Source organism: Rhodococcus sp. ACT016, from assembly GCF_050477185.1.
Taxonomy (GTDB): domain Bacteria; phylum Actinomycetota; class Actinomycetes; order Mycobacteriales; family Mycobacteriaceae; genus Prescottella.
Genome location: NZ_JBEAET010000001.1, coordinates 173,912 through 194,888, shown reverse-complemented (window position 1 = coordinate 194,888; position 20,977 = coordinate 173,912). Strand labels below are relative to the sequence as shown.

Sequence of the window (20,977 nt, the reverse complement as noted above, 5' to 3'; positions counted from 1 at the left end):
ACTGATGTGACCACCGAGCCCCGGACGACCCCGGCTGCGCTGTGGCGCGCCGCTGAGCAATTCGGATCGAACGAGGCTGTTGCGGACGGGTCTGAGCGCATCACGTATACCGAGCTGCTCGACCGGGTGCGCACCGGTGCTCGCGCGCTGATGGCCAAGGGAATCGAGGCGGGCGACCGTGTCGCGGTCTGGGCGCCGAACACCTACCACTGGGTCGAAGCGCTGTTGGCCATCCATTACGCGGGCGCCACCATCGTGCCGATCAGCACCCGCTACACCGGCCACGAGGCCCTCGATCTCCTCGAGCGCACCCACGCCAAGGCCCTGGTCGTGCCGGATCGCTTCCTGAAGTCCGATCGCCTCGCCGCGGTTCTCGATGCCGCCGGCCCCGAGGGCCTTCCGAGCCTGCAGCTGGTGGTGCGCACGCCGTCGGACGATCCGACGTCCGGAGCGCCGACCACCGAGTTCCCCGGTGGCGAGATCCTCGAGTGGGATCAGCTCCCCGCGGCGGCCGCGTCCGTCACGGTGGAGGAGGCCGACGCGCGTGCTCGCGCCGTCTCCCCCGAAGACATCGCCGACATCCTGTTCACGTCGGGCACGACGGGTAAGAGCAAGGGTGTGCTGAGCGCGCAAAGGCAGTCGCTCGGAATCGCGGCGGCCTGGGCCGACTGCGCGGAGGTCACCGGCGCCGACCGCGAACTGCTCATCAACCCGTTCTTCCACACGTTCGGCTACAAGGCCGGCATCCTGGTCTGCCTGCTCCACGGCGCGACCGTCGTGCCGATGGCCGTCTTCGACGTCCCTGCGGTCGTCGACATCATCGCCAAGGAGCGCATCAGCGTCCTTCCCGGTGCGCCGACGATCCACCAGTCGATCCTCGACCACGCCAAGCGCGACGGGCTCGACTCGTCGAGTCTGCGCGTCGCGGTCACCGGTGCGGCTGCAGTCCCCGTCGTCCTCGTCGAGCGCCTGCAGTCCGAACTGGGCTACGACGCCGTCATCACCGCGTACGGCCAGACCGAGGCGGTCGTGGTGACGATGTGCCGCACCGACGACGACCCGGTCACGGTGTCGACGTCCTCCGGCCGCGCGATCCCCGGCATGGAGGTCAAGATCGGCGAGCACGGCGAGATCCTGGTGCGCGGCGAGAACGTCATGCTCGGCTACCTCGACGACCCCGAGTCGACGCGGAAGACGATCGACGCGGACGGCTGGCTGCACACCGGCGACGTTGGCGTGCTCGACGAGCGCGGCTACCTCGACATCACCGACCGCCTCAAGGACATGTACATCTCCGGCGGCTTCAACGTGTACCCCGCGGAGATCGAGAACGCCCTCGCCCGCATGGAGTCCCTGGCCGAGGCCGCCGTCATCGGCATCCCCGACGAGCGGATGGGTGAGGTCGGCCGCGCGTACGTCGTGCCGAAGCCGGGCACCGTCGTGACGGAGGAGGAAGTGGTCGCCTTCTGCAAGGAGCGTCTGGCGAACTTCAAGATCCCGCGCGAGGTCACGATCGTCGGCTCGCTGCCGCGCAACCCCTCGGGCAAGGTGCTCAAGAACGATCTGCGGGAGGGCAAGGCATGACCGTCCCCGTCGGTGTTCCTGACGAGGGGGAAGTCGTCACCTACGAGGTGCGCGACCACGTTGCGTTCGTGACGCTGAATCGTCCCGACTACCGCAACGCGCAGAACTCTGTGATGACCTACGCCCTCGACGCCGCGTTCGAGCGGGCCGTCGAGGACGACGACGTGAAGGTGATCGTGCTGGCCGGCAACGGCGAGCACTTCAGCGGCGGCCACGACATCGGCACCCCGGGCCGTGACCATCACGTGCACTACGAGAACAAGGCCGCCCTGTGGTGGGACCACCTCGGCAAGCCGGGCGGTGACCAGCGTTTCGCCCGCGAGACCGAGGTGTACCTGGGGATGTGCCGCCGCTGGCGCGAGATCCCGAAGCCGATGATCGCCCAGATCCACGGCGCGTGCATCGCCGGCGGGCTGATGCTCGCGTGGTGCTGCGACCTGATCGTCGCCTCGGAGGACGCGTTCTTCGCGGATCCCGTTGTCCGGATGGGCATTCCGGGCGTCGAGTACTTCGCCCACCCGTGGGTGCTGGGCTCGCGGTTCGCGAAGGAGATCCTCTTCACCGGCGACCGCTTCTCGGCGCAGCGCGCGTACGAGGTGGGGATGGTCAACCGGGTGGTGCCGCGCGCCGAACTCGAGACCGAGACCCTCGCGCTGGCCGCGCGGGTCGCGGAGATGCCGCGGTTCGGTCTGGCGCTCACCAAGAAGGCTGTCAACCAGTGCGAGGACCTCATGGGTCAGCGCGCCGGTATGGATTCGGTGTTCGGCCTGCACCACTTTGCCCACGCACACAATGCCGAGGTGGGCAGGGACTCGCTGGGTGGAATGGACGTCAACAGTATGAAAGCGAAGGCGAAATAGTGGATCTCGAACTGGATGAGAAGGCCCGCGCCTTCCAGCTGGAAGTGCGCGAATGGCTCGCTGCCAACGTCCCGGCGGAGCCGCTGCCGTCGATGGACACCGCGGAGGGTTTCGAGGCCCACCGCGAGTGGGAGCACAAGCTCGCCGACGCCCGCCTGTCCACGGTCGCGTGGCCCGAAGAGTTCGGCGGCCGCGACGCGTCGATGATCGAGTGGGTCCTCTTCGAGGAGGAGTACTACAAGGCCGGCGCCCCCGGCCGCGTCAGCCAGAACGGCATCTTCCTCTTCGCGCCGACCCTCTTCGAGCACGGCACCGAGGAGCAGCTCGCGCGCATCATGCCGCGCATGTCCCGCGCCGACGACATCTGGGCCCAGGCCTGGTCCGAGCCCGAGGCCGGCAGCGATCTGGCGGGCATCCGCTCGACCGCGCGTCGCACCGAAGGCGGCTGGATCCTCAACGGGCAGAAGACGTGGAGCTCGCGCGCGGTGTACGCCGACTGGGGCTTCGGCATGTTCCGCACCGACCCGGAGGCGCAGCGCCACAAGGGCCTGACGTACTTCATGTTCCCGCTGAACCAGGACGGCGTCACGGTGCGCCCGATCCCGCAGCTCGACGGTGAGCCCGGGTTCGCCGAGATCTTCTTCGAGGACGTCTTCGTCCCGGACACCGACGTCGTCGGCGAGGTCAACAACGGCTGGCGCGTCGCGATGAGCACCGCGTCCAACGAGCGTGGCCTGTCGCTGCGCAGCCCGGGCCGCTTCATCTCCGCGGTGAACCGCCTGATCGAGGTGTGGAAGACGAACGCCGACGACACCGACACCGCCGCCCGTGACCGCGTGGTCGACGCATGGATCGGTGCCGAGGCATACCGCCTGCACACCTGGGGCACCGTCACCCGCATGCTCGAGGGCGTGCCCCTCGGCGTCGAGGGCTCGATCAACAAGATCTTCTGGTCCGAGCTCGACGTCCGCATCCACGAGACGGCGCTCGATCTGATGGGCGCCGACGGCGAGCTCGCCGGCAAGTGGCAGGACGGCTACCTGTTCTCGCTGTCCGGCCCGATCTACGCCGGCACCAACGAAATTCAGCGCAACATCGTTGCCGAGCGGATGCTCGGACTCCCGAAGGCGGATCGATGAAATTCTCCCTGTCCACCGAGCAGCGCGATTTCGCGGAGAGCCTCCGCGGCCTGCTCGCCAACGCCAACACCCCGGCCGTCGTCCGGTCGTGGGGTGAGAACGACACCGCCCCGGGTCTGGCCCTGCTGCAGCAGCTCGCCGAGACCGGCGTGACCGCGCTCGCCGTGCCCGAGGAGTTCGACGGCATCGGCGCGCATCCGGCCGACCTCGCCGTCGCCTTCATCGAGCTGGGCCGCGCCGCGGTCCCCGGCCCGATCTTGGAAACGGCCGCGGCCGTCCCCGCACTGCTGTCCGCGCTGAACGACCAGCAGCTGGCCAAGCGCTTCCTGCCCGCGATCGCCGAGGGCACCCTCGCGTCGCTGGTGCTCGAGCCGTCCACGCCGCGCGCGCTCGACGCCGATGTCGCCGAGCCGGTCCTGCGGGTCTCGGGCGACACCCTCGAGCTGGTCCGCCCGACCACACAGCTCGAGTCGGTCGACCCGGCCCGCCGCCTGTTCGAGGTCGAGTCGGTCGAGACGCTCGCGCAGGGCGCGGACGTCGCCGCGGCCGCGGAGAAGGCCTACGACCTCGCTGTCCTGGCCGCTTCGGCACAGCTGATCGGTGCCGGCCACGCGATGATCGAGACGGCCACCGAGTACGCCAAGAACCGTTCGCAGTTCGGCCGCGTCATCGGCAGCTTCCAGGCCGTCAAGCACCACATGTCCGACGCCCTCGTGGCCGTCGAGATGGCGACCCCGCTGGTGTACGGCGCGGCGATCTCACTCGCCGAGGGCCGCGAGGACTCTGCCACCGTCTCGCGCAGCATTTCCGCCGCCAAGGTCGCTGCCGCGAACGCCGCCTACGTGGCGTCGCGCAAGGCACTGCAGGTCCACGGCGCGATCGGTTACACCCTCGAGTGCGACCTGTCGCTGTGGCTGACCAAGACGCGGGCACTGCAGTCCGCGTGGGGCACCGCCTCCGCACACCGCGCACGGATTGCGAGCGCGCTGTGAGTGGGGTCGGAGTGTTCGCGGAGGAGCAGATCGAGCTCCGCAAGACGGTTGCCCAGCTGCTGACCAAGCGCGCCGATGCGGCCGCGCTGCGCAAGACGCTCGAGTCGGGCGAGGCGTTCGACCGCGGCCTGTGGGACGTGCTGTGCCAGCAGGTCGGTGTCGCGGCGTTGGCGATCCCGGAGGAGTTCGGCGGTTTCGGTGCCACGCTCGTCGAGCAGCATCTGGTGCTCGAGGAGCTCGGCGCCGCGCTGACGCCGTCGCCCATGTTCGGCTCCGCGGTCCTGGCCGCGCAGGCGATCCTGGCAACGGGCAACGACGAGGCGTGCGAGCGCCTGCTGCCCGGCATCGCCGAGGGCTCGTCCATCGCCGCGCTGTGCTGGGTGGGCCCCGAGGGCCACTGGCGCAGCAACGAGGTCGCCTGCACCGCGGCCGGTGACGACGCCGCCGGCTACACCGTCTCGGGCACCGCGCACTACGTGCTCGACGGCGCGCACGCCGACGTGCTGATCGTGGCGGCTTCCGTGGACGGTGCTATCGCGCTGTTCGAGGTCGACCCGTCTGCCGACGGCGTCGCCCGCCGTCAGCTGCCGACGATGGACCTCACCCGTCCGATGTCGTTGGTGGAGTTCGCTTCCGCGCCGGCCGTGCGGCTCACCGCCGACGACGCGACCGCGGCGCTCGAGAAGGTCCGCACCATCGCGATCGTCGCGCTGTCGGCCGAGCAGGTCGGCGCCGCCGAGCGCTGCCTGCAGATGACCGTGGACTACAGCAAGGACCGCGTCCAGTTCGGTCGCGCAATCGGCAGCTTCCAGGCACTCAAGCACCGCATGGCCGACCTGTACTTCCTGGTGGAGACGGCCCGCTCGGCGTCCTACGCGGCCGTGTACTCGCTGAGCGAGGGCCTGCCGACGGCCGCCGCCGACGCCGCGGTCGCGAAGGCGTACTGCTCCGAGGCGCTGCTCGCGGTCACCGGTGACTCGATCCAGCTGCACGGCGGCATCGCGATCACGTGGGAGCACGACGCGCACCTGTTCTTCAAGCGGGCCCACGGCAGCGCGCAGCTGCTCGGCCAGCCGGAAGAGTTCTTCAAGGAGATGGAGACGCTCGCGGGTCTGCCCGCCTGATCTCGTCCCCGACGTCGAGGGCCGGCCCGGATCTCCGGGCCGGCCCTCGACGTATCTCGGTGGTTCAGTCAGCGGTCGATCGTGTCCAGCGTGCCGCGCGGATCTGCTCGATCTTGTGGCGGCGGCGCGGCGGCACGATCCCGGGTAACAACAGTTTGAGCATCTGGTCGATGCGCTCGTACAGATCCTGCCGTCCAGTGAGCACGTTCGAAACCAGTTGCAGGCCGGTGAAGGACGAGACGATGAACCGCCCCAGTTCCGCAGGATCGATCGTGTCGAGCACATCGCCTTCCTCGACCGCGGCGTGCGCGACGCGCTCGCAGCTGTCGATCCATTCGGCGTACGGCTTCTCGGGGCTCCCTTCGGCACTCATCTCCAACGTGAGGCGGATGCCCGCCCGCACGACCGGATCCTCCACAATCTGCCGGCCCATCTCGTAGCAGAACATGACCAGCTGCTCGAGCGCTGGAGCACCGCTATCGGCGATGGCCTGCACCGCGGTCATCGAGATCGCGTGCTGCTCCTCGATGACGACGCTCGCCAGGTCGTCCTTCGACTTGAAGTGGAAGTACAGCGCCCCTTTGGTGATTCCGGACAGATCGACGATCTCGGCGAGACTCGCCCGCTCGTAACCCGCGCGGTCGAACATCTCGGCGGCACCCTTGACGATCTGGTTCCGCGTGATCACCGCCCGCTCCTGCTTGAGCATCCAGCGCACCCTCCGTCTTGATTTTCCGACGAAAAGCATCATTGCCGACGACAGCAAATGGGGCCAGAGACGGTCTCTACTTCAGGCGACGAGTTCCTCGAGATACCGTGCGACTCCGTCGTCGTCGTTGCTCGGCAGCACCCGGTCGGCCAGCGCGAGGACCTCCGGCAACGCGTTCTGCGGGCACAGCGCCGTACCGGCCCACATCAGCATCGGGATGTCGTTCACGGCGTCGCCGATCACCGCGACCTCCTCGACCGCAATGCCTCTCGCCGCGCACAGTCGCGCGAGCGCGCTGGCCTTCGACACCCCCGACGCCGCCATCTCGACGTAGGGCGCGCCCGAGTGGGTCAGCTCGACGCCGTCGATCCCGGCCGCGACCGCCAGTCGGTACAGCTCGTGGCTGGGCACCTCGGGATGCCGGGCGACGATCTTGACCATCGGCTCCCCCATCCGCGGCAACTGCTCCTCGAGGATCATCTCGTCCAGCGTCCGGTGGTGGTCGGCGTAGTCGCACAGCGCCGCGTACTCGGGTTCGGCCACGAACGTCGTCGGCCCGACGTTCGCGAACACCACGCCCGGCACGAGCGTGCGGACACGTTCCATCGCGGCGAGCGCCTCGGCGACCTCGATCGAGACGGTTCCGGTGATCTCGGGAGTGCCGTCCGCCAGGTCCAGGGTGACGGCACCGTTGGCGCAGATCGCCTCGCCACGGAACCCGCACGACCGTGCCAGCGTGTCCACCGAGTGCCGGGCGCGGGCCGTCGCCCACACGACCTCGATCCCGGCGTCACGCGCGGCGGCCATCGCCCGCGCGGTGCGCGGTGCGACGGTCCGGTCGGACCGCAGCAGGGTCCCGTCGAGGTCGGAGGCCACAAGTCTGATTCGCGTCACCTGTCGATGATCCCAGCTCCAGCCCCGTACCCCTTCCGCAGCCTGGTCAGCGACCGAACACCGTCCCACCGTTGAGGTGGATCACCTGCCCGTTCACCAATCCACCCGCTTCACTGCAGAGCCACACGATCGCCGCCCCGACGTCGGTACCCCGGCCGAGCCGGCCGATCGGCACCTGCCGAATCATCTTCTCCACCTTGGGGTCGTCGGCACGACCGAGGCCCTCCATCAGCCCCAAGGCCAACGCGTTCGCGGTCACGCCGTGCGGGCCGCACTCGACACCGAGGTGTCGCACCAGTGCCTCCGATCCCGCCTTGGCGGCGCCGTATGCGGCGACACCGATCGGAAGTCCTCGGGACGACGCCCCAGAGGAGATCTGAATGATGCGGCCCCACCCGTTCTCGAGCAGACGCGGGAGCACGACCTGGACCATCCTCATCATCGCGGCCAGGTTCAGGTCGATCTGCAGTTGCCAGTCGGCGCGCGGCATGTCGACGAATCGATTGGGGCGACCACCGCCGTCGGGGACACCGGCGTTGTGGACAAGGATGTCGATCGCGCGCCCCTCGCCCACGGCGCCGAGGGCCGCCTTCGCGGCGTCGGTGTCGGTGACGTCGAACGGACAGGCCACCGCGGCGTGCCCGCCGTCGACGATGGCGTCCGCCACGGCCCGGGCGCGATCGACGTGCAGATCGTTGACGACCACCGCCGCTCCGGCCGCGGCCAGTACCTGTGCGATACCGGCGCCCACGCCCCGGCCCGCCCCCGTGACGAGGGCTGTACGGCCCTCCAACCTGAACTGCTCCACACCGAGATCCATCGTGTCCTCCCGCCCGTGCCGACCGTCCGCCCATGGTGGCGCCGAGGGTTCGCCGGATACCGGCGCGTTCTCGCAGAGCGGGATCCACGCGGCCCGAGGAAATCCGTAGAAGTCGTCCCGCCGGTCGCCCCGCTGTGTGATGCTCCGCGAATGGACGACCGATCCCTGGAAGAACTCGGCGATCTCGAAGACATTCGTCAGCTCAAGTACCGCTACTTCCGAACCCTGGACCTCAAGCGGTGGGACGAGTTCGCCGACACCCTGGCCACCGATGTCGTCGCCGAGTACGGGACCCACGCACTGAGCAACCCGCTGGTGTTCGAGGGCCGCGACGCCCTGGTCGGATTCATGCGGAAGGCGCTGGGCACCGCGGTCACGTCGGTGCACTTCGCCCACCACCCCGAGATCGCGGTGGCCGGGTCCACCGCCGAGGGTTCGTGGGCGTTCGAGGACACCGTCATCGTTCCCGAAGCCAGGCGGGTGATCCGGGGCGCCGGCTACTACCGGGACCGTTACCTGCGCGACGACGACGGAAGGTGGCGGATCACCGGCACGTCGTACGAGCGGATTTACGAGTCGATGATCTCGCTCGACGACGTCCCGAGCTTCGAGTTCCTGTCGCACATGTGGTCGCAGCCGCCGGCGAAGGGTGCGTGACCACTCAGCGGTGGCACATCAACCCTTCTAGCCTGGATCCATGACCACTCCAGAGATCGCCCTGAATTCCGGAACAGTCATCCCGCAGCTCGGCCTGGGCGTGTGGCAGGCCACCAACGACGAGACCGAGCACGCCGTCCGATTCGCACTCGACGAGGCCGGGTACCGCCACATCGACACCGCCGCCGCGTACGGCAACGAGGAGGGTGTCGGTCGCGGCATCACGAACTCGTCGGTGCCGCGTGAGGACATCTTCGTCACCACCAAACTGTGGAACTCCGATCAGGGCTACGAGCCCGCGCTCGCCGCGTTCGACGCCGGCCTGGCCCGGCTGGGACTCGACTACGTCGACCTGTACCTGATCCACTGGCCGCTGCAGAACCGGGACACTCGCCTGGGTACGTGGGAGGCACTCGAGAAGATCGCCGAATCCGGGCGCGCCAAGGCGATCGGCGTGTGCAACTTCGAGCCGCATCATCTGCAGGAACTCGTCGATCGCGGCGGCATGCTGCCGGCCGTCGACCAGGTCGAACTCCACCCGCATCTCCCCCAGCACGCGATCCGCGACTTCGCGGCGCTGCACGGCATCGCGGTGGAGTCGTGGAGCCCGCTCGGCGGCACCAGCAACTCCGGCTGGGGCGACGCGTCCAAACCCAACACCCTGCTGGACGATCCCGTCATCACCCGCATCGGCGAAGCACACGGCAAGTCCCCGGCACAGGTCCTCATCCGCTGGCACCTGCAGAACGGCCTGATCGTGATCCCGAAGTCCGTACACGACAACCGGATCGCGCAGAACATCGACGTTTTCGACTTCGCGCTCACCGACCAGGACCTCACCGACATAGCCACGCTCGACGACGGTGTCCGGGTCGGCATCCACCCGGACGAGATGAATCTCGGCGCGCCGCAATAGTCTTCCGACCGACGAATCAGCACGAACGGTGTGTTCCCGCTCGAGTGACTACCCGCGAAAAGCCCACGGCGACGGCCGCTTCACGCGCACTATGATCTCGCACCTCGACAGGTTCGGGAAGGGAGCACCATGCGCCGCCGGTACCGTCTTGCACTCGCCGCAACAGCGGTCGCCATCGCGGCCGGGCTGACGCCGGGGACCGCCGCGGCGACGCCGAGCGAGGGCGTCACCGGGGAGATCCTGGCGCAGGCCACGGTCGGCGCCCGCGATTACGTCATCCGCAAGGTCACCATCGCGCCGGGCGGCACCACGGGCTGGCACTTCCACGACGGCATGCTCTACGGCATGGTCACCGAAGGCACACTGACGCACTACAAGTCGGACTGCACGATCGACGGCGTCTACAACGCCGGCGGCACCATCGTCGAGCCCAGCGGCCACGGCTACGTCCATATGGGGCGCAACATCGACGCAGGCCCGATGGTGCTGTACGTGCTGTACTCCAATCCTGCCGGTAGCCCGCTGTCCGAGGACGCTCCGGCACCGGACTGCGCGTAGTCTTCCCGTCAGCTCACCGACTGCGACCGAACAGTCGGTCGATTCGGGAGGACAACGTGGAGTCGTTCGGCCGCGCGGCCGTCGCCGCGGTACTGACCATGCTTGCGCTGCTCGTGCCGGGCACCGCGTTCGCGGATGCGGTGTCGGCGCCTGCCCCCTCGGTGGTCGGCTCGTCGGCGATCGAAGTCCCCGGAATCCCGGTCTACCTGCCGGGCACCCTCGACTCCCGCGACGCCCGCATCGTCTACCTCTACGGTGAGCGAGAGATCGCCCGCGCCAACGAGACCCAGAAGGCACTCGGCGTCCCGGTGGAGGTGCGCGCCCGCGTCGGGTTCGAGATGCGCAACGCGCTGCGGACCTACACCCGCGAGATCATGGCCGACCGGGTGACGGCCGTCGGGCTCGATCGCACCGAACCCAACATGACGTGGGACCAGATCACCGACCGCTACCGGGCCCGCGGACTCGACGGACCGGCGCTGTACGAAGCGCTCGCCGAGTCCGCATCCAAGTCCCGCAAGGGCATCGACGAGCAGTTCGGTCTCGATCCGGCGAACCTCCCGCCGTTGCCGGCGATGCGCCTGGCTCCCGCCGCCTGACGTCGAATCGGGCGTTCGCCCGCACCCCCGCCACTCACTCCGTAGGGTGCCCGTTGTGGGGGCTTCGAGAGTCATCGTGGGGTTGATCGCGCTCGGACTGGCGGCCGGGTGCGGCACGTCGGGCGACGCCGACGACACTGCCGCACCCGCACCACAACCCACGACGCCGGGACTGGTGGAGCCGACATGCCTGGCCGGCAACCTCCTCGCGTTCTCCGGGCTACCCCAGGACGCGCCGCCGGTCCCCGACCCGATGCCGATCCCCGACGACTTCGTCCCGGTCAGCGTCGTCACCTGCGAAGGCGACTGGAGTACCGGTGTCGCCGACGACCACACCGTCTCATGGGTCGAGGAACACCGACAGGGTGACGTGAGCGCGGTCCTCGCCGGCTACGCCCTACCCACAGATCCGGTGAAGACGACACGAATCAACGGCGTCGACCAACGGATCTGCCTCGTGGACCAAGCGATTCCGCCGGTCGTCTGGCTCGTCGACGCGCAGGGGTCGGCCATGCGTCCTGTGCTGCCCACCGGCGAGTGCGGAGAGTCCAAGTGGGACGCGATCACCGCAATCCGCGCGCTGCCGGTCACGACGACGATCGTCCACCAGATTCCCGCGGCGCCGCCGCGGTGAACTTCACGGGCATCTCATCGAGCCCGGACACGAAGTTCGCCGGCCGCCGCGGCAGCGGCTCACTCGTGGCCAGCGTCATGTCCGGCAGGCGTGCCAGCAGTCGCTCGAACATCATCGCGCCCTCCAATCGCGCGAGCTGGTTGCCGAGGCAGAAGTGGGTACCGAAGCCGAAGGCCACGTGCGGGTTCGGCGAACGACCGATGTCGAAGCGCTCGGAGTCGTCGAACACCGTCTCGTCGAAGTTCGCCGACTCGAACAGCAGCAGCATCTTCTCGCCCTGGCGCAGGTCGGTGCCGAAGAACGTGGTGTCGCGGGTGACGGTGCGGGCCATGTTCTTGATGGGCGAGACCCACCGCAGCATCTCCTCGACTGCGAGCGGAATGCCCGACGGCTCGGCCACCAGCCGATCCCGCTGATCCTCGTGGCGCATCAGCTGTTCCATGCCGCCGCTGAGCACGTGTCGGGTGGTCTCGTCGCCACCGATGAGGATCAGCAGCGACTCGTTGACGATCTCCTGGTCGTCGAGGCGCTGTCCGTCGATCTCAGCGTGCACGAGGACGCTGATCAGGTCGTCCGACGGGTTCTTCCGCCGCTCGGCGATGGTGCGGAACGTGAACTCGTTGAACGCGACGTAGGCGTCCATCATCGCCTTCAACTGCTCCTCGGTTGCATTGCTGCCCAACGCCTTCACCAGATCGTCCGACCACCGCAGGAAGATCTCCCGCTCCTCGGGGCGCACGCCGAGCATGTCGCCGATCACGGCCATCGGCAGCGGGGCGGCGAGGTCGGCGACGAAGTCGCATTCCCCCTCCGCGCACACCACGTCGATCAACTGCTCGCAGATCTCACGGATCCGCCCGATCTTCGACTCCACCTTCTTGCGGGTGAAGCCGGTGTTGACGAGGCGTCGTCGCTGCAGGTGCGCCGGATCGTCCATGTCGATCATCTGCGGCAGCGGGCCGGTCTCGGGGCGGATGCCACCGGCATTGGAGAACACTCCGGGGTCGCGCTCGGCGGCGATCACCGCCTCGTACGTCGACGCCCCGGCCACGCCGTTGCGGTCCCGGAACACCGGTCGCTGCGCCCGCATCCACGCGTACGCCTCGCGCGGGTCGCCGAACGCGCCCGCATAGAAGCGCCCGTCGAGCAGATCGGTCTCGTCCCAACTCGTCATTCCGCATGCTCCTCGGTCCGCACCGAACACATCCGAAAGCCTCGAGAATCTCCCAAACCCTCCCCGATAGTAGGACTTGTTCCTACTATCGGCGGGGTATCGGATCCACGAGGGGAGACGTGATGACTTCGGATGCGAACTCCGGAGCGTTTGCGGGCAGATCGATCCTGGTCACGGGCGGCGGCAGCGGCATCGGACTCGGTATCGCGCAAACCCTCGTCGCCGAGGGCGCCCACGTCGCGATCTGCGGCCGCAGCGCCGACAGGCTGTCCGCGGCGGCCGAGAAGATCGCCGCCGCGGGCGCGTTCGCATCCGGCGGATCGGTCACCACAGTCGCCGCCGACGTCACCGACGAGTCCGACGTCGAACGCGCCGTCGCCCGGGCGATCGAGACCACCGGACGCCTCGACGGCGTCGTCGCGTGCGCCGGCGGCAACGAGACCATCGCGCCCGTCACGCAACTCGACACCGACGCGTGGCGCCGCACCGTGGATCTCAACGTCACCGGCACGATGCTCACGATCAAGCACGGCGCGCGGGCCCTCGTCGCGGCCGGCGGCGGCTCCATCGTCGCGATCTCCTCGATCGCGGCCAGCAACACCCACCGTTGGTTCGGCGCGTACGGGGTCTCGAAGGCCGGCGTCGACCACCTGGTGCAGCTCGCCGCAGACGAATTGGGCGCCAGCAACGTTCGCGTCAACGGCATCCGCCCCGGGCTCACCCGCACCGACCTGGTCGCGCTCATCACCGACGGCGGACCGATCCTCGACGATTACCTCGAGTGCACTCCCCTGGGCCGCGTCGGCGAGGTCGAGGACATCGCCGGGCTCGCCGCGTTCCTCCTCGGTCCACAGTCCGCATGGATCACCGGGCAGGTCATCAACGTCGACGGCGGTCAGATGCTCCGCAGAGGGCCGAACTTCCGGTCCATGCTCGAGCAGGTCTACGGTGCCGACGGCCTGCGCGGGGTGGTGTCCCAGTGACGTCGCACCAGATCCTCGGCAAGCAGGTCGACATGCCGGTCGAGATCCGGACCGCGTCGGCCTTCATGGCCATGTACTCCGTCCCGACGGCCGCGGCCCAACGCCTGATCGACTACACCGGGCTCGAGATCCTGCAGTACCGGCCCGGCCGGGGACTGTGCGGACTGGTGTTCGTCGACTACGTCGACGGCGACCTCGGCCCGTACAACGAGTTCGGCGTGACCTTCATGGTCCGCAACCACCGTGAGCGCGGACCGTGGTCGGTGCTCGGCGACCTGCGGTCGCTGACCAAGGGCACCGCGGGAGCGCTCATCCACCAACTCCCCGTCGACGGCGAGTTCACCCTCGCCGCCGGTCGCGGCATCTGGGGCTTCCCCAAGATCCTGGCCGACTTCGAAGCCGACCACATCAGCAAGGTCCGGCGCGGCAGGGTCAGCCAGGACGGCCGCCTCATCGCGGAACTCAGCGTCAAGCAGGGCCTCCCGACTCCCGGTGGCGGTGCCAACACCTCCCTCAAGGCGTATTCGCACCTCGACGGCGTCACCCGCCACACCGCGTGGGACATGAAACCCACCGGGGTCCGCTCCCGGATCGGCGGCGCCGAACTGCGCCTCGGCAACCATCCGATCGCCGACGAGTTGCGCTCGCTGGGGCTGCCCCGCCGGGCCCTGATGACTACCACGATCCCCGAACTGCGGATGACGTTCGGCGACGCGGCCGGCGTCTGATCGGTCCACGAATTCGACGCCGCCGCCCCTTGCGAATCGAGACCGACTGGTGTGTGCTGAAGACTTGGACATTTGATCAACTTCGATTCTCGACCTCGCGCAAAGGATTACGTCGTGACGATCAGTCGACGCAGTGTGCTGGCCGGGGCCGCGGCCGCACCGGCGCTCGCAGCCATAGCCAACGCAGCCGGTTCCACCGCTTCCGCTCAGCCGCGCTCCGCCTCCACCCCCGCCTATCGCGCCGCCCCCGACCAGGGGTTCCGCGTCGGCGTCGGCCTGTCGGACATGACCGGCCCGGTCGCCGAGAACGGCATGATGGGCTACTCGCAGTTCGACCAGCGGGCCGAGGGCCTGCACCAGCGGACCCGCGTGCGCGCCTACATCTTCGCCGACGCCGACGACAACCGCGTCGTCTACACGTGCGCCGACACCTGCATGGTATTCCAGGCCGTCCACGACGCCGTCCTCGCCCGACTCGCCGCTCAGTTCGGCAACCTGTACACCGAGAAGAACGTGATGCTCACGGCCGTGCACTCGCACGCGGCGTGCGGCGGCGCGTCGCAGGACTACGCGTACAGCCTTGCGACGCTGGGCTTCCAACCCCAGGTGTTCGACGCCGAGGTCGACGGCGTGGTCGAGGCAATCGTCGCGGCACACGAGAACCTCGCAGCGGGCACCGTCTCGTACGGGCGCAGCGAACTGAAGGACGCCAGCGTCAATCGCTCCCAGGTTGCGTTCGATCGGAACCCGCAGCGCGACAAGGACTACTACCCGCTGGGCATCGACACCTCGATGCGGGTGCTCAAGATCAGCCAGGGCAGCGACAACGTCGGCGGCATCGGCTGGTTCCCCACCCACGGCGCGTCGCTCACCAACAAGAACCACCTGATCTCCGGTGACAACAAGGGTGCCGCCGCGTACTTCTGGGAGCACGACGTAGCCGGGGTGCGCTACCTCGACGGCAAGCCCGGATTCGTCGCCTGCTTCCCGCAGACCAACACCGGCGACATGTCGCCCAACCTCGACCTGCAGCCCGGCCACGGCCCCACCGCCGACGAGTTCGAGAACACCCGGATCATCGGCGAACGCCAGGTCGCCGCGGCCCGGGAGGCGTACAAGCAGGCGACGCCACTGAAGTCGACCACCGTCGACAGCCGGATCATGTACCTGGACATGGCAAACCAGGTCGTCGACGGGAAGTACACCTCGGACGGGCAGCAGCGTCAGACCGCACCGGCGTGCGTCGGCGCCGGAATGGCGGCCGGCAGCACCGAGGACGGCCCCGCGATCGAGCTCTTCACCGAGGGCATGCACAACCCGATGATCGACGCCCTCGGCGGCGTCGACACCCCCACACCGCAGTGGCTCGCCGACGCACAGGCACCCAAGCTCGTACTCGTGCCCGTCGGCCTGCTGCCCCCGGACGGCTGGGTTCCGCACGTGCTCAAGATCCAGATCATCCGCATCGGCGACATCTACGTCGTCGGCGGTCCGGCCGAGTTCACCATCGTCTCCGGCCTGCGCATCCGGCGCAACGTCGCCGAGGAACTGGGTGTGCCCCTCGAGAACGTCATCTTCCAGGGCTACGCCAACGCGTACTCGAGCTACTGCGCCACGCCCGAGGAGTACGACGCCCAGCAGTACGAGGGCGGTTCGACGCTGTTCGGCCGCAACACCCTTCCCGCGTACCAGCAGGGCTTCGCGGCACTGGCGGCCGCGATGAAGGCCGGCGCCGACGTCCCGCGCGGACCCGCGCCGCGCGACCTGTCCGGCTTCCAGCCCGGCTTCGGACGCGAATTCCCCTTCGACGCACCACTACCCGGACGCAACTTCGGCGACGTGGTCGTCCAGCCGGCGGGCAGCACCGGCTCCGGCGAACAGATCGCGGTCGAGTTCGTCAGCGGTCACCCGAAGAACGACCTGCACCGCCGCGGAACCTATTTCGAGGTGCAGCGGCGCGACGGCGATCGTTGGGTACGGCACGCCGACGACGGCGACTGGGCCACCAAGTACCGCTGGCGCCGCGAGGGCCTCAATGCGTCCATCGCCCGGATCACCTGGGACGTGCCCGCCGGCACTCCGTCCGGCACGTACCGGATCCAGCACTTCGGCAACTGGAAGAATCCCGACGGCGAGGTGTTCGCCCTCACCGGCACATCGGCGGAGTTCACGGTCCGTTAGCCGCGAGAGCTGAAGGGTCCCTTCGCGCGCCGTCCGCGCGCGAAGGGGCCCTTCAGCCGTTCGACGACTCGAGAATCGTCTTGGCGTTCTCGAGGTTCCCGCGCACGTCGCGGGCGTACAGCTTCTGGACGATGGTGTCACCGAACTTGAACAGCCCGGTACCGCCCTCGGCATCGAGTCGGTACGTCACCCTGGTGGCCCCGTCACCGTCGGTGTCGAAGTCGAGTTCACGCTCGTACCCGATCCGCGTCTCCCTGGATTCGAAGCCGATCCGCTTGTTCTTCTCGTATGCAGTGACTTCCTCGGTCGCTTGAAGACGTACACCGGCAACCTTGGTGATCACCGATGCCAGGGACCCGACCTCCTCCGGCGATCCCGATACCATCTTGTACTCGTCGATGCTGCTTCCCCAATCGGAAACGTTTTCGGGGTCAGTGAAATAGGCGAACACCTCGGCAACCGGACACTCGATGACGATGGACTCGTTCGTCCGGATTGTCTTGGCCATGGATCTCACATCCTCAGCTGGAAGGTAGGGCGGCGCCACACCACTCCCGTTCCACCACAACCTGATACGGGATCGAAGAAAGAAAAGGGCACCAACCCGACACTCGGGCAACCGATTCGGCCACACGCCCGATGCGCGCTGAGAAGCCGCGGGCCCGACACATGCCACTGACCAGCGTAGCCCGGCCGCGTCCACAATTGAAGGCTCGAGCCGACGCCCAAAGAGTTGAAGGGCCCCTTCACACGCTGGTAGCGCGTGAAGGGACCCTTCAGCCTTTTCCCTCCCCCGGGGCAGGTCTTCTACAGCCAGGTGTCCTCGCTGGCCGTGGTGAGGAACGCCTCGAGATCGTCCCGCCACTTCGCCGGCACCGTCTTCTCCGGTTCGATCGCGGTGTACTGGCCGCGGTAGAACAACAGCGGCCGCTCGGACTTGATCTCACTCATCGAGTGGACCCGACCGAACACCACGAAGTGATCGCCGCCGTCGTGGACGGTCTCGACCGTGCAATCGATGTGCGCGAGTGAACCCGTCAGGATCGGCGATCCCAAAGGGGACGGTGCCCAGTCGATTCCGCCGAACTTGTCCGGCTCGCGAGAGCCGAACCGCGCACAGGTGTCCTGCTGTTCCTCGGCGAGGACGTTGACGCAGAACCGACCCGACCGCTCGATCGCCGCCCACGACCGCGAGGCCTTCGTGGGGCAGAACAGCACGAGTGGCGGCTCGAGCGACAGCGCCGCGAACGACTGACACGCGAATCCGACCGGGGCACCGTCGTCGATCGTCGTGATGATCGTGACGCCGGTGCAGAACTGTCCGAGGACGTTACGGAACTGGCGCGGGTCGATCCCCGTGCCAGTGTCCACCTCGGACGTCTCGTGCGCGGACATTACTTGAACCCCACCGTGAAGTCGTGTCCCCACAAACTCACCGCGGTGCTCTCCTTCGCGATCCACTTGTCGTCCTCGACCTCGAGTCCCTCGCAGCCGAATTCGACGTCGAACCCGCCCGGGGTCTTCATGTAGAAAGACAGCATCAGGTCGTTGACGTGCCGACCCAGCGTCGCCGACATCTTCACGTTCTTGCGGAGCGCGCGGTCGAGGCACAGGCCGACGTCGTCGGAGTTCTCGACCTCGACCATGAGGTGCACGATTCCGGTCGGGTTCGGCAGCGGCGCGAACGCGAGGCTGTGGTGCCGCGGGTTGCACCCGAGGAAGCGCAGCCACGCCGGGTCACCGTCCGCCGGGCGTCCGACTACCTGCGGAGGCAGGCGCATCGAGTCGCGCAACTTGAATCCGAGCACGTCGCGGTAGAACTCGAGGTCCGCCTCGTCGTCCTTGGTCGCGAGAACGACGTGCCCGAGACCCTGCTCGCCGGTGACGAACTTGTGCCCGTACGGGCTGACGATGCGGCGGTGCTGCAGGGCGATCGTGTGGAAGATCTCCAGACGGGATCCGGAGGCGTCGCGGCACTTGATGAACTCGACGACGTTGCGCTCGGCCGCCTCCTCCTTGGTGCCCTCCTCGAACTCCCAGTCGGCCTTGACCAGGCGCTCACGAATCTCCTGCAGGCCTTCGGCGTTCGCGCACTCCCAGCCGGCGGCGTAGAGACCGTCGCGCTCACCGGGAACGATGACGAGGCGCGCCGGGTAGTCGTCCATGCGCAGGTACAGATTCTCGGGGTTCGCGCCCTTGCCCTCGATCATGCCGAGCACCTTGAGCCCGTACTCGCGCCAGGCGGCCATGTCGGTCGCCTCGATGCGCAGGTAGGCCAGCGAACGGATACTCATCGGTTACCTCCATCGAGCAGGAAGTCGCTTGCAAGCCGGTTGAACTCGTCGAACTTCTCGAGCTGTGCCCAGTGCCCGCAGCCGCCGAACACATGCAGTTGGACGCGCGGAATCATCTTGAGCGCCACCAGTGCACCGTCGATCGGGTTGACCCGGTCCTCGCGGCCCCAGATCAGCAGCACCCGCTGACGCAGCTTGTAGGCGTCGCGCCACAGCATGCCGAGTTCGAACTCCGAGCTCGAGAACGACTTGCCCATCGCCTTGGCCGCGGCGAGCGACTCCGGCGAACTGGCCGCGGCGAAGCGCTCGTCGATCAGCTCGTCGGTGATGAGCTTCTGGTCGAACACCATGATGCGCAGGAACGCCTCGAGGTTCTCCCGCGTCGGCTGGTACGCGAACTTGCCGAGGTTCCGCACGCCCTCGGTGGGGTCCGGCGCGAACAGGTTGACACTCAGGCCGCCGGGGCCCATGAGCACGAGCCGGCCGGCCCGGTCCGGGTAGTCCAGCGCGAACCGCACCGCCGCACCGCCGCCGAGCGAATTGCCCAGCAGGTGAACGCGTTCGGTGATGCCGATGGTGTCGAGCAGATCCTTCAGTGCCGACGCGCTGTGGCGGAAGTACTGCGGGTGCTCGGTGGGCTTGTCGGACTGCCCGTAGCCGGGCTGGTCGACCGCGATCACGTGGAACTGCTGCGCCAGAACCGGAATGTTCTTGGCGAAGTTCGACCACGACGACGCGCCCGGTCCACCGCCGTGCAGCAGCACGATGGTCGGACCGTTGCCGACACCAGCCTCGTGGTAGTGCAGCCTGAGGTCCGGTCGGACCTGCGCGAAGCGCGACGTCGACTCGTACGTGAGTTCTTCGGTAGCCGTCATGTGCCGCCCCCTAGACCATCGTGTCGGTGAGCGGCAGACCGAACTCGGCACCACCGAACATCACGTAGGCGCGCTCGGCGTCGTTCGCGGCGTGCACGCGGCCGGCGTGCGCGTCGCGCCAGAAACGCTGGATCGGGGTGCCGTTCGCGAGGGCCGTGGCGCCCGAGTTCTCGAACAGCAGGTCGATCGACGCGATGGCGCGACCGGTCGCACGAACCTGGTCACGACGCGCGCGCAGGCGCAGCTCCATCGGAATCTCTTCGCCCGCAATCAGATGCGCGTACTCGTCGGCGACGTTGCCGGAGAGCTGACGCCATGCGGCGTCGATGTCGCTCGACGCCTGGGCGATGCGGATCTTGGCGAACGGGTCGTCCTTGGCCTTCTCGCCGGCGTACGCCGCGCGCACGCGCTTGCCCTGGTGCTCGACGTGCGCGTCGTAGGCGCCGTATGCCATGCCGACGATCGGGGTCGAGATCGTGGTGGGATGGATAGTGCCCCACGGCATCTTGTAGACCGGAGCGGTGTTCTGCTGCAGACCCGGAGCGGTCAGCTCGCTCATCGCCTTGAAGCTCAGGAAGCGGTGCCGCGGCACGAACGCGTCCTTGACGACGACGGTGTTGCTACCGGTGCCACGCAGGCCCACCACGTTCCACACGTCGTCGATCTCGTAGTCCGAGCGCGGAATCAGGAAGCTACCGAAGTCGACCGGGCGTCCGTCCTTGATGACCGGACCGCCGACGACGACCCACGACGCGTGGTCGCAGCCCGACGACCAGGCCCACGCACCGTTGACCTTGTAACCGCCCTCGACGACCTCACCGGCGCCCATCGGCGCGTACGACGACGAGATCCGCACATCAGTGTCCTCGCCCCACACGTCTTCCTGCGCCTGCTGGTCGAACAGGGCCAGGTGCCAGTTGTGGACACCGAGGATGCCGGCGACCCAGCCGGTGGATCCGCACGCGCTCGCGATGTTGCGGACAGCGGTGTAGAAGGTGACGGGATCGGCTTCGATGCCGCCCCACTGCTTCGGCTGGAGCAGACGGAAGAAACCCGCCTCCTGCAGCGCCTTGATGGAATCGTCGGGGATTCGGCGCAGATCCTCTGTCTCCTGCGCGCGCTCACGCAGCACCGGCAGTAGCGCGTCGATCCGCTGCATCACGTCACGGCTGTCCTGGTCACCCACTGGACGCTCCCGTCTGTAATCGATGTTCACTTGTCCTGAGACTAGAACACGTTCTCTTCCATGTCGAGGA

Annotated in this window: 22 protein-coding genes; 13 read left to right on the top strand and 9 right to left on the bottom strand. The window is 68.1% G+C overall.

Annotated features, from left to right (window positions below; all coding sequences use genetic code 11):
• The first annotated feature begins 6 nt into the window (after positions 1-6).
• From ACQ5DX_RS00945 to ACQ5DX_RS00925, 5 genes are read left to right on the top strand one after another with little or no spacing between them, the layout of a single operon-like run.
• Positions 7-1,584, top strand: a complete 1,578-nt coding sequence (locus tag ACQ5DX_RS00945) for a FadD3 family acyl-CoA ligase (RefSeq protein WP_430335511.1) — start codon at positions 7-9, stop codon at positions 1,582-1,584.
• Positions 1,581-2,444: an enoyl-CoA hydratase gene (locus ACQ5DX_RS00940; protein WP_430330830.1), complete on the top strand. Its 864-nt coding sequence runs from the start codon at positions 1,581-1,583 to the stop codon at positions 2,442-2,444. Before ACQ5DX_RS00945 ends, ACQ5DX_RS00940 begins: the two co-directional genes overlap by 4 nt.
• Positions 2,444-3,583 (top strand): acyl-CoA dehydrogenase family protein, encoded by a 1,140-nt coding sequence (locus tag ACQ5DX_RS00935; RefSeq protein WP_430330829.1) that lies wholly within the window; start codon positions 2,444-2,446, stop codon positions 3,581-3,583. Before ACQ5DX_RS00940 ends, ACQ5DX_RS00935 begins: the two co-directional genes overlap by 1 nt.
• A complete protein-coding gene (locus ACQ5DX_RS00930; RefSeq protein ID WP_430330828.1) occupies positions 3,580-4,575 on the top strand; it encodes an acyl-CoA dehydrogenase family protein in 996 nt (331 codons plus the stop codon). Before ACQ5DX_RS00935 ends, ACQ5DX_RS00930 begins: the two co-directional genes overlap by 4 nt.
• Positions 4,572-5,699, top strand: coding sequence for an acyl-CoA dehydrogenase family protein (locus ACQ5DX_RS00925; protein ID WP_430330827.1), 1,128 nt, complete (start codon positions 4,572-4,574; stop codon positions 5,697-5,699). The genes ACQ5DX_RS00930 and ACQ5DX_RS00925 overlap by 4 nt, the downstream gene beginning before the upstream one ends.
• Positions 5,700-5,763: 64 nt before the next feature.
• Here ACQ5DX_RS00925 and ACQ5DX_RS00920 read toward each other — a convergent pair whose 3' ends face one another.
• From ACQ5DX_RS00920 to ACQ5DX_RS00910, 3 genes are all read right to left on the bottom strand, one after another.
• Positions 5,764-6,408: a ScbR family autoregulator-binding transcription factor gene (locus ACQ5DX_RS00920; RefSeq protein WP_430330826.1), complete on the bottom strand. Its 645-nt coding sequence runs from the start codon at positions 6,406-6,408 to the stop codon at positions 5,764-5,766.
• An 81-nt stretch (positions 6,409-6,489) separates the two neighbouring features.
• On the bottom strand, positions 6,490-7,302 hold the full coding sequence (locus ACQ5DX_RS00915; protein ID WP_430330825.1) for an HAD family hydrolase: 813 nt from the start codon (positions 7,300-7,302) through the stop codon (positions 6,490-6,492).
• Positions 7,303-7,348: 46 nt separating this feature from the next.
• The gene (locus ACQ5DX_RS00910) at positions 7,349-8,122 is read right to left on the bottom strand and encodes an SDR family NAD(P)-dependent oxidoreductase (protein WP_430330824.1); all 774 of its coding nucleotides are present in this window, start codon (positions 8,120-8,122) and stop codon (positions 7,349-7,351) included.
• Positions 8,123-8,272: 150 nt separating this feature from the next.
• Here ACQ5DX_RS00910 and ACQ5DX_RS00905 point away from each other — a divergent pair, with 150 nt between their 5' ends.
• The 5 genes from ACQ5DX_RS00905 (at position 8,273) to ACQ5DX_RS00885 (ending at position 11,486) form a co-directional block, all read left to right on the top strand.
• Complete coding sequence (locus ACQ5DX_RS00905; RefSeq protein ID WP_430330823.1) at positions 8,273-8,779, top strand: nuclear transport factor 2 family protein; 507 nt, start codon at positions 8,273-8,275, stop codon at positions 8,777-8,779.
• A gap of 40 nt (positions 8,780-8,819) precedes the next feature.
• Positions 8,820-9,695, top strand: a complete 876-nt coding sequence (locus tag ACQ5DX_RS00900) for an aldo/keto reductase (protein WP_430330822.1) — start codon at positions 8,820-8,822, stop codon at positions 9,693-9,695.
• 129 nt (positions 9,696-9,824) lie between these two features.
• On the top strand, positions 9,825-10,253 hold the full coding sequence (locus tag ACQ5DX_RS00895) for a cupin domain-containing protein (RefSeq protein WP_430330821.1): 429 nt from the start codon (positions 9,825-9,827) through the stop codon (positions 10,251-10,253).
• A 56-nt stretch (positions 10,254-10,309) separates the two neighbouring features.
• A complete protein-coding gene (locus ACQ5DX_RS00890) occupies positions 10,310-10,852 on the top strand; it encodes a hypothetical protein (RefSeq protein WP_430330820.1) in 543 nt (180 codons plus the stop codon).
• Positions 10,853-10,907: 55 nt separating this feature from the next.
• On the top strand, positions 10,908-11,486 hold the full coding sequence (locus ACQ5DX_RS00885; RefSeq protein WP_430330819.1) for a hypothetical protein: 579 nt from the start codon (positions 10,908-10,910) through the stop codon (positions 11,484-11,486).
• On the opposite strand, the gene ACQ5DX_RS00880 is transcribed toward ACQ5DX_RS00885, so the two are convergent.
• Positions 11,440-12,660, bottom strand: coding sequence for a cytochrome P450 (locus ACQ5DX_RS00880; RefSeq protein ID WP_430330818.1), 1,221 nt, complete (start codon positions 12,658-12,660; stop codon positions 11,440-11,442). The two genes, ACQ5DX_RS00885 and ACQ5DX_RS00880, sit on opposite strands and share 47 nt — an antisense overlap.
• 122 nt (positions 12,661-12,782) lie before the next feature.
• Here ACQ5DX_RS00880 and ACQ5DX_RS00875 point away from each other — a divergent pair, with 122 nt between their 5' ends.
• The 3 genes from ACQ5DX_RS00875 (at position 12,783) to ACQ5DX_RS00865 (ending at position 16,552) form a co-directional block, all read left to right on the top strand.
• Positions 12,783-13,643: an SDR family oxidoreductase gene (locus ACQ5DX_RS00875; RefSeq protein WP_430330817.1), complete on the top strand. Its 861-nt coding sequence runs from the start codon at positions 12,783-12,785 to the stop codon at positions 13,641-13,643.
• Complete coding sequence (locus ACQ5DX_RS00870) at positions 13,640-14,371, top strand: acetoacetate decarboxylase family protein (RefSeq protein WP_430330816.1); 732 nt, start codon at positions 13,640-13,642, stop codon at positions 14,369-14,371. Before ACQ5DX_RS00875 ends, ACQ5DX_RS00870 begins: the two co-directional genes overlap by 4 nt.
• Before the next feature lie 114 nt (positions 14,372-14,485).
• On the top strand, positions 14,486-16,552 hold the full coding sequence (locus ACQ5DX_RS00865; RefSeq protein WP_430330815.1) for a neutral/alkaline ceramidase: 2,067 nt from the start codon (positions 14,486-14,488) through the stop codon (positions 16,550-16,552).
• Between the two features lie 52 nt (positions 16,553-16,604).
• Here the strand turns inward: ACQ5DX_RS00865 and ACQ5DX_RS00860 are convergent, their stop codons facing one another.
• The 5 genes from ACQ5DX_RS00860 to hsaA all read right to left on the bottom strand — a co-directional run bounded on the left by ACQ5DX_RS00860 (position 16,605) and on the right by hsaA (position 20,907).
• Positions 16,605-17,099: an SRPBCC family protein gene (locus ACQ5DX_RS00860; RefSeq protein ID WP_430330814.1), complete on the bottom strand. Its 495-nt coding sequence runs from the start codon at positions 17,097-17,099 to the stop codon at positions 16,605-16,607.
• Between the two features lie 260 nt (positions 17,100-17,359).
• Positions 17,360-17,947 (bottom strand): 3-hydroxy-9,10-secoandrosta-1,3,5(10)-triene-9,17-dione monooxygenase reductase subunit, encoded by a 588-nt coding sequence (hsaB, locus tag ACQ5DX_RS00855; RefSeq protein ID WP_430330813.1) that lies wholly within the window; start codon positions 17,945-17,947, stop codon positions 17,360-17,362.
• Positions 17,947-18,846 (bottom strand): iron-dependent extradiol dioxygenase HsaC, encoded by a 900-nt coding sequence (gene hsaC, locus ACQ5DX_RS00850; protein ID WP_430330812.1) that lies wholly within the window; start codon positions 18,844-18,846, stop codon positions 17,947-17,949. Before hsaC ends, hsaB begins: the two co-directional genes overlap by 1 nt.
• Positions 18,843-19,721 carry a 4,5:9,10-diseco-3-hydroxy-5,9,17-trioxoandrosta-1(10),2-diene-4-oate hydrolase gene (gene hsaD, locus ACQ5DX_RS00845; RefSeq protein ID WP_430330811.1) on the bottom strand — a complete coding sequence of 293 codons (879 nt, stop codon included), beginning with the start codon at positions 19,719-19,721 and terminating at the stop codon, positions 18,843-18,845. The genes hsaC and hsaD overlap by 4 nt, the downstream gene beginning before the upstream one ends.
• Positions 19,722-19,731: 10 nt before the next feature.
• Complete coding sequence (gene hsaA / locus ACQ5DX_RS00840; protein ID WP_430330810.1) at positions 19,732-20,907, bottom strand: 3-hydroxy-9,10-secoandrosta-1,3,5(10)-triene-9,17-dione monooxygenase oxygenase subunit; 1,176 nt, start codon at positions 20,905-20,907, stop codon at positions 19,732-19,734.
• Positions 20,908-20,977 lie beyond the last annotated feature (70 nt).

What these genes read in the sequence shown, in the direction of transcription:
- ACQ5DX_RS00940 (WP_430330830.1), top strand. Translation starts at nt 1,581, where the DNA reads ATGACCGTCCCCGTCGGTGTTCCTGACGAGGGGGAAGTCGTCACCTAC.
- ACQ5DX_RS00880 (WP_430330818.1), bottom strand. Translation starts at nt 12,660, where the DNA reads ATGACGAGTTGGGACGAGACCGATCTGCTCGACGGGCGCTTCTATGCG.
- ACQ5DX_RS00930 (WP_430330828.1), top strand. Translation starts at nt 3,580, where the DNA reads ATGAAATTCTCCCTGTCCACCGAGCAGCGCGATTTCGCGGAGAGCCTC.
- ACQ5DX_RS00920 (WP_430330826.1), bottom strand. Translation starts at nt 6,408, where the DNA reads ATGCTCAAGCAGGAGCGGGCGGTGATCACGCGGAACCAGATCGTCAAG.
- hsaB (WP_430330813.1), bottom strand. Translation starts at nt 17,947, where the DNA reads ATGTCCGCGCACGAGACGTCCGAGGTGGACACTGGCACGGGGATCGAC.
- hsaD (WP_430330811.1), bottom strand. Translation starts at nt 19,721, where the DNA reads ATGACGGCTACCGAAGAACTCACGTACGAGTCGACGTCGCGCTTCGCG.
- ACQ5DX_RS00910 (WP_430330824.1), bottom strand. Translation starts at nt 8,122, where the DNA reads ATGGATCTCGGTGTGGAGCAGTTCAGGTTGGAGGGCCGTACAGCCCTC.
- ACQ5DX_RS00895 (WP_430330821.1), top strand. Translation starts at nt 9,825, where the DNA reads ATGCGCCGCCGGTACCGTCTTGCACTCGCCGCAACAGCGGTCGCCATC.
- hsaC (WP_430330812.1), bottom strand. Translation starts at nt 18,846, where the DNA reads ATGAGTATCCGTTCGCTGGCCTACCTGCGCATCGAGGCGACCGACATG.
- ACQ5DX_RS00875 (WP_430330817.1), top strand. Translation starts at nt 12,783, where the DNA reads ATGACTTCGGATGCGAACTCCGGAGCGTTTGCGGGCAGATCGATCCTG.
- ACQ5DX_RS00900 (WP_430330822.1), top strand. Translation starts at nt 8,820, where the DNA reads ATGACCACTCCAGAGATCGCCCTGAATTCCGGAACAGTCATCCCGCAG.
- ACQ5DX_RS00905 (WP_430330823.1), top strand. Translation starts at nt 8,273, where the DNA reads ATGGACGACCGATCCCTGGAAGAACTCGGCGATCTCGAAGACATTCGT.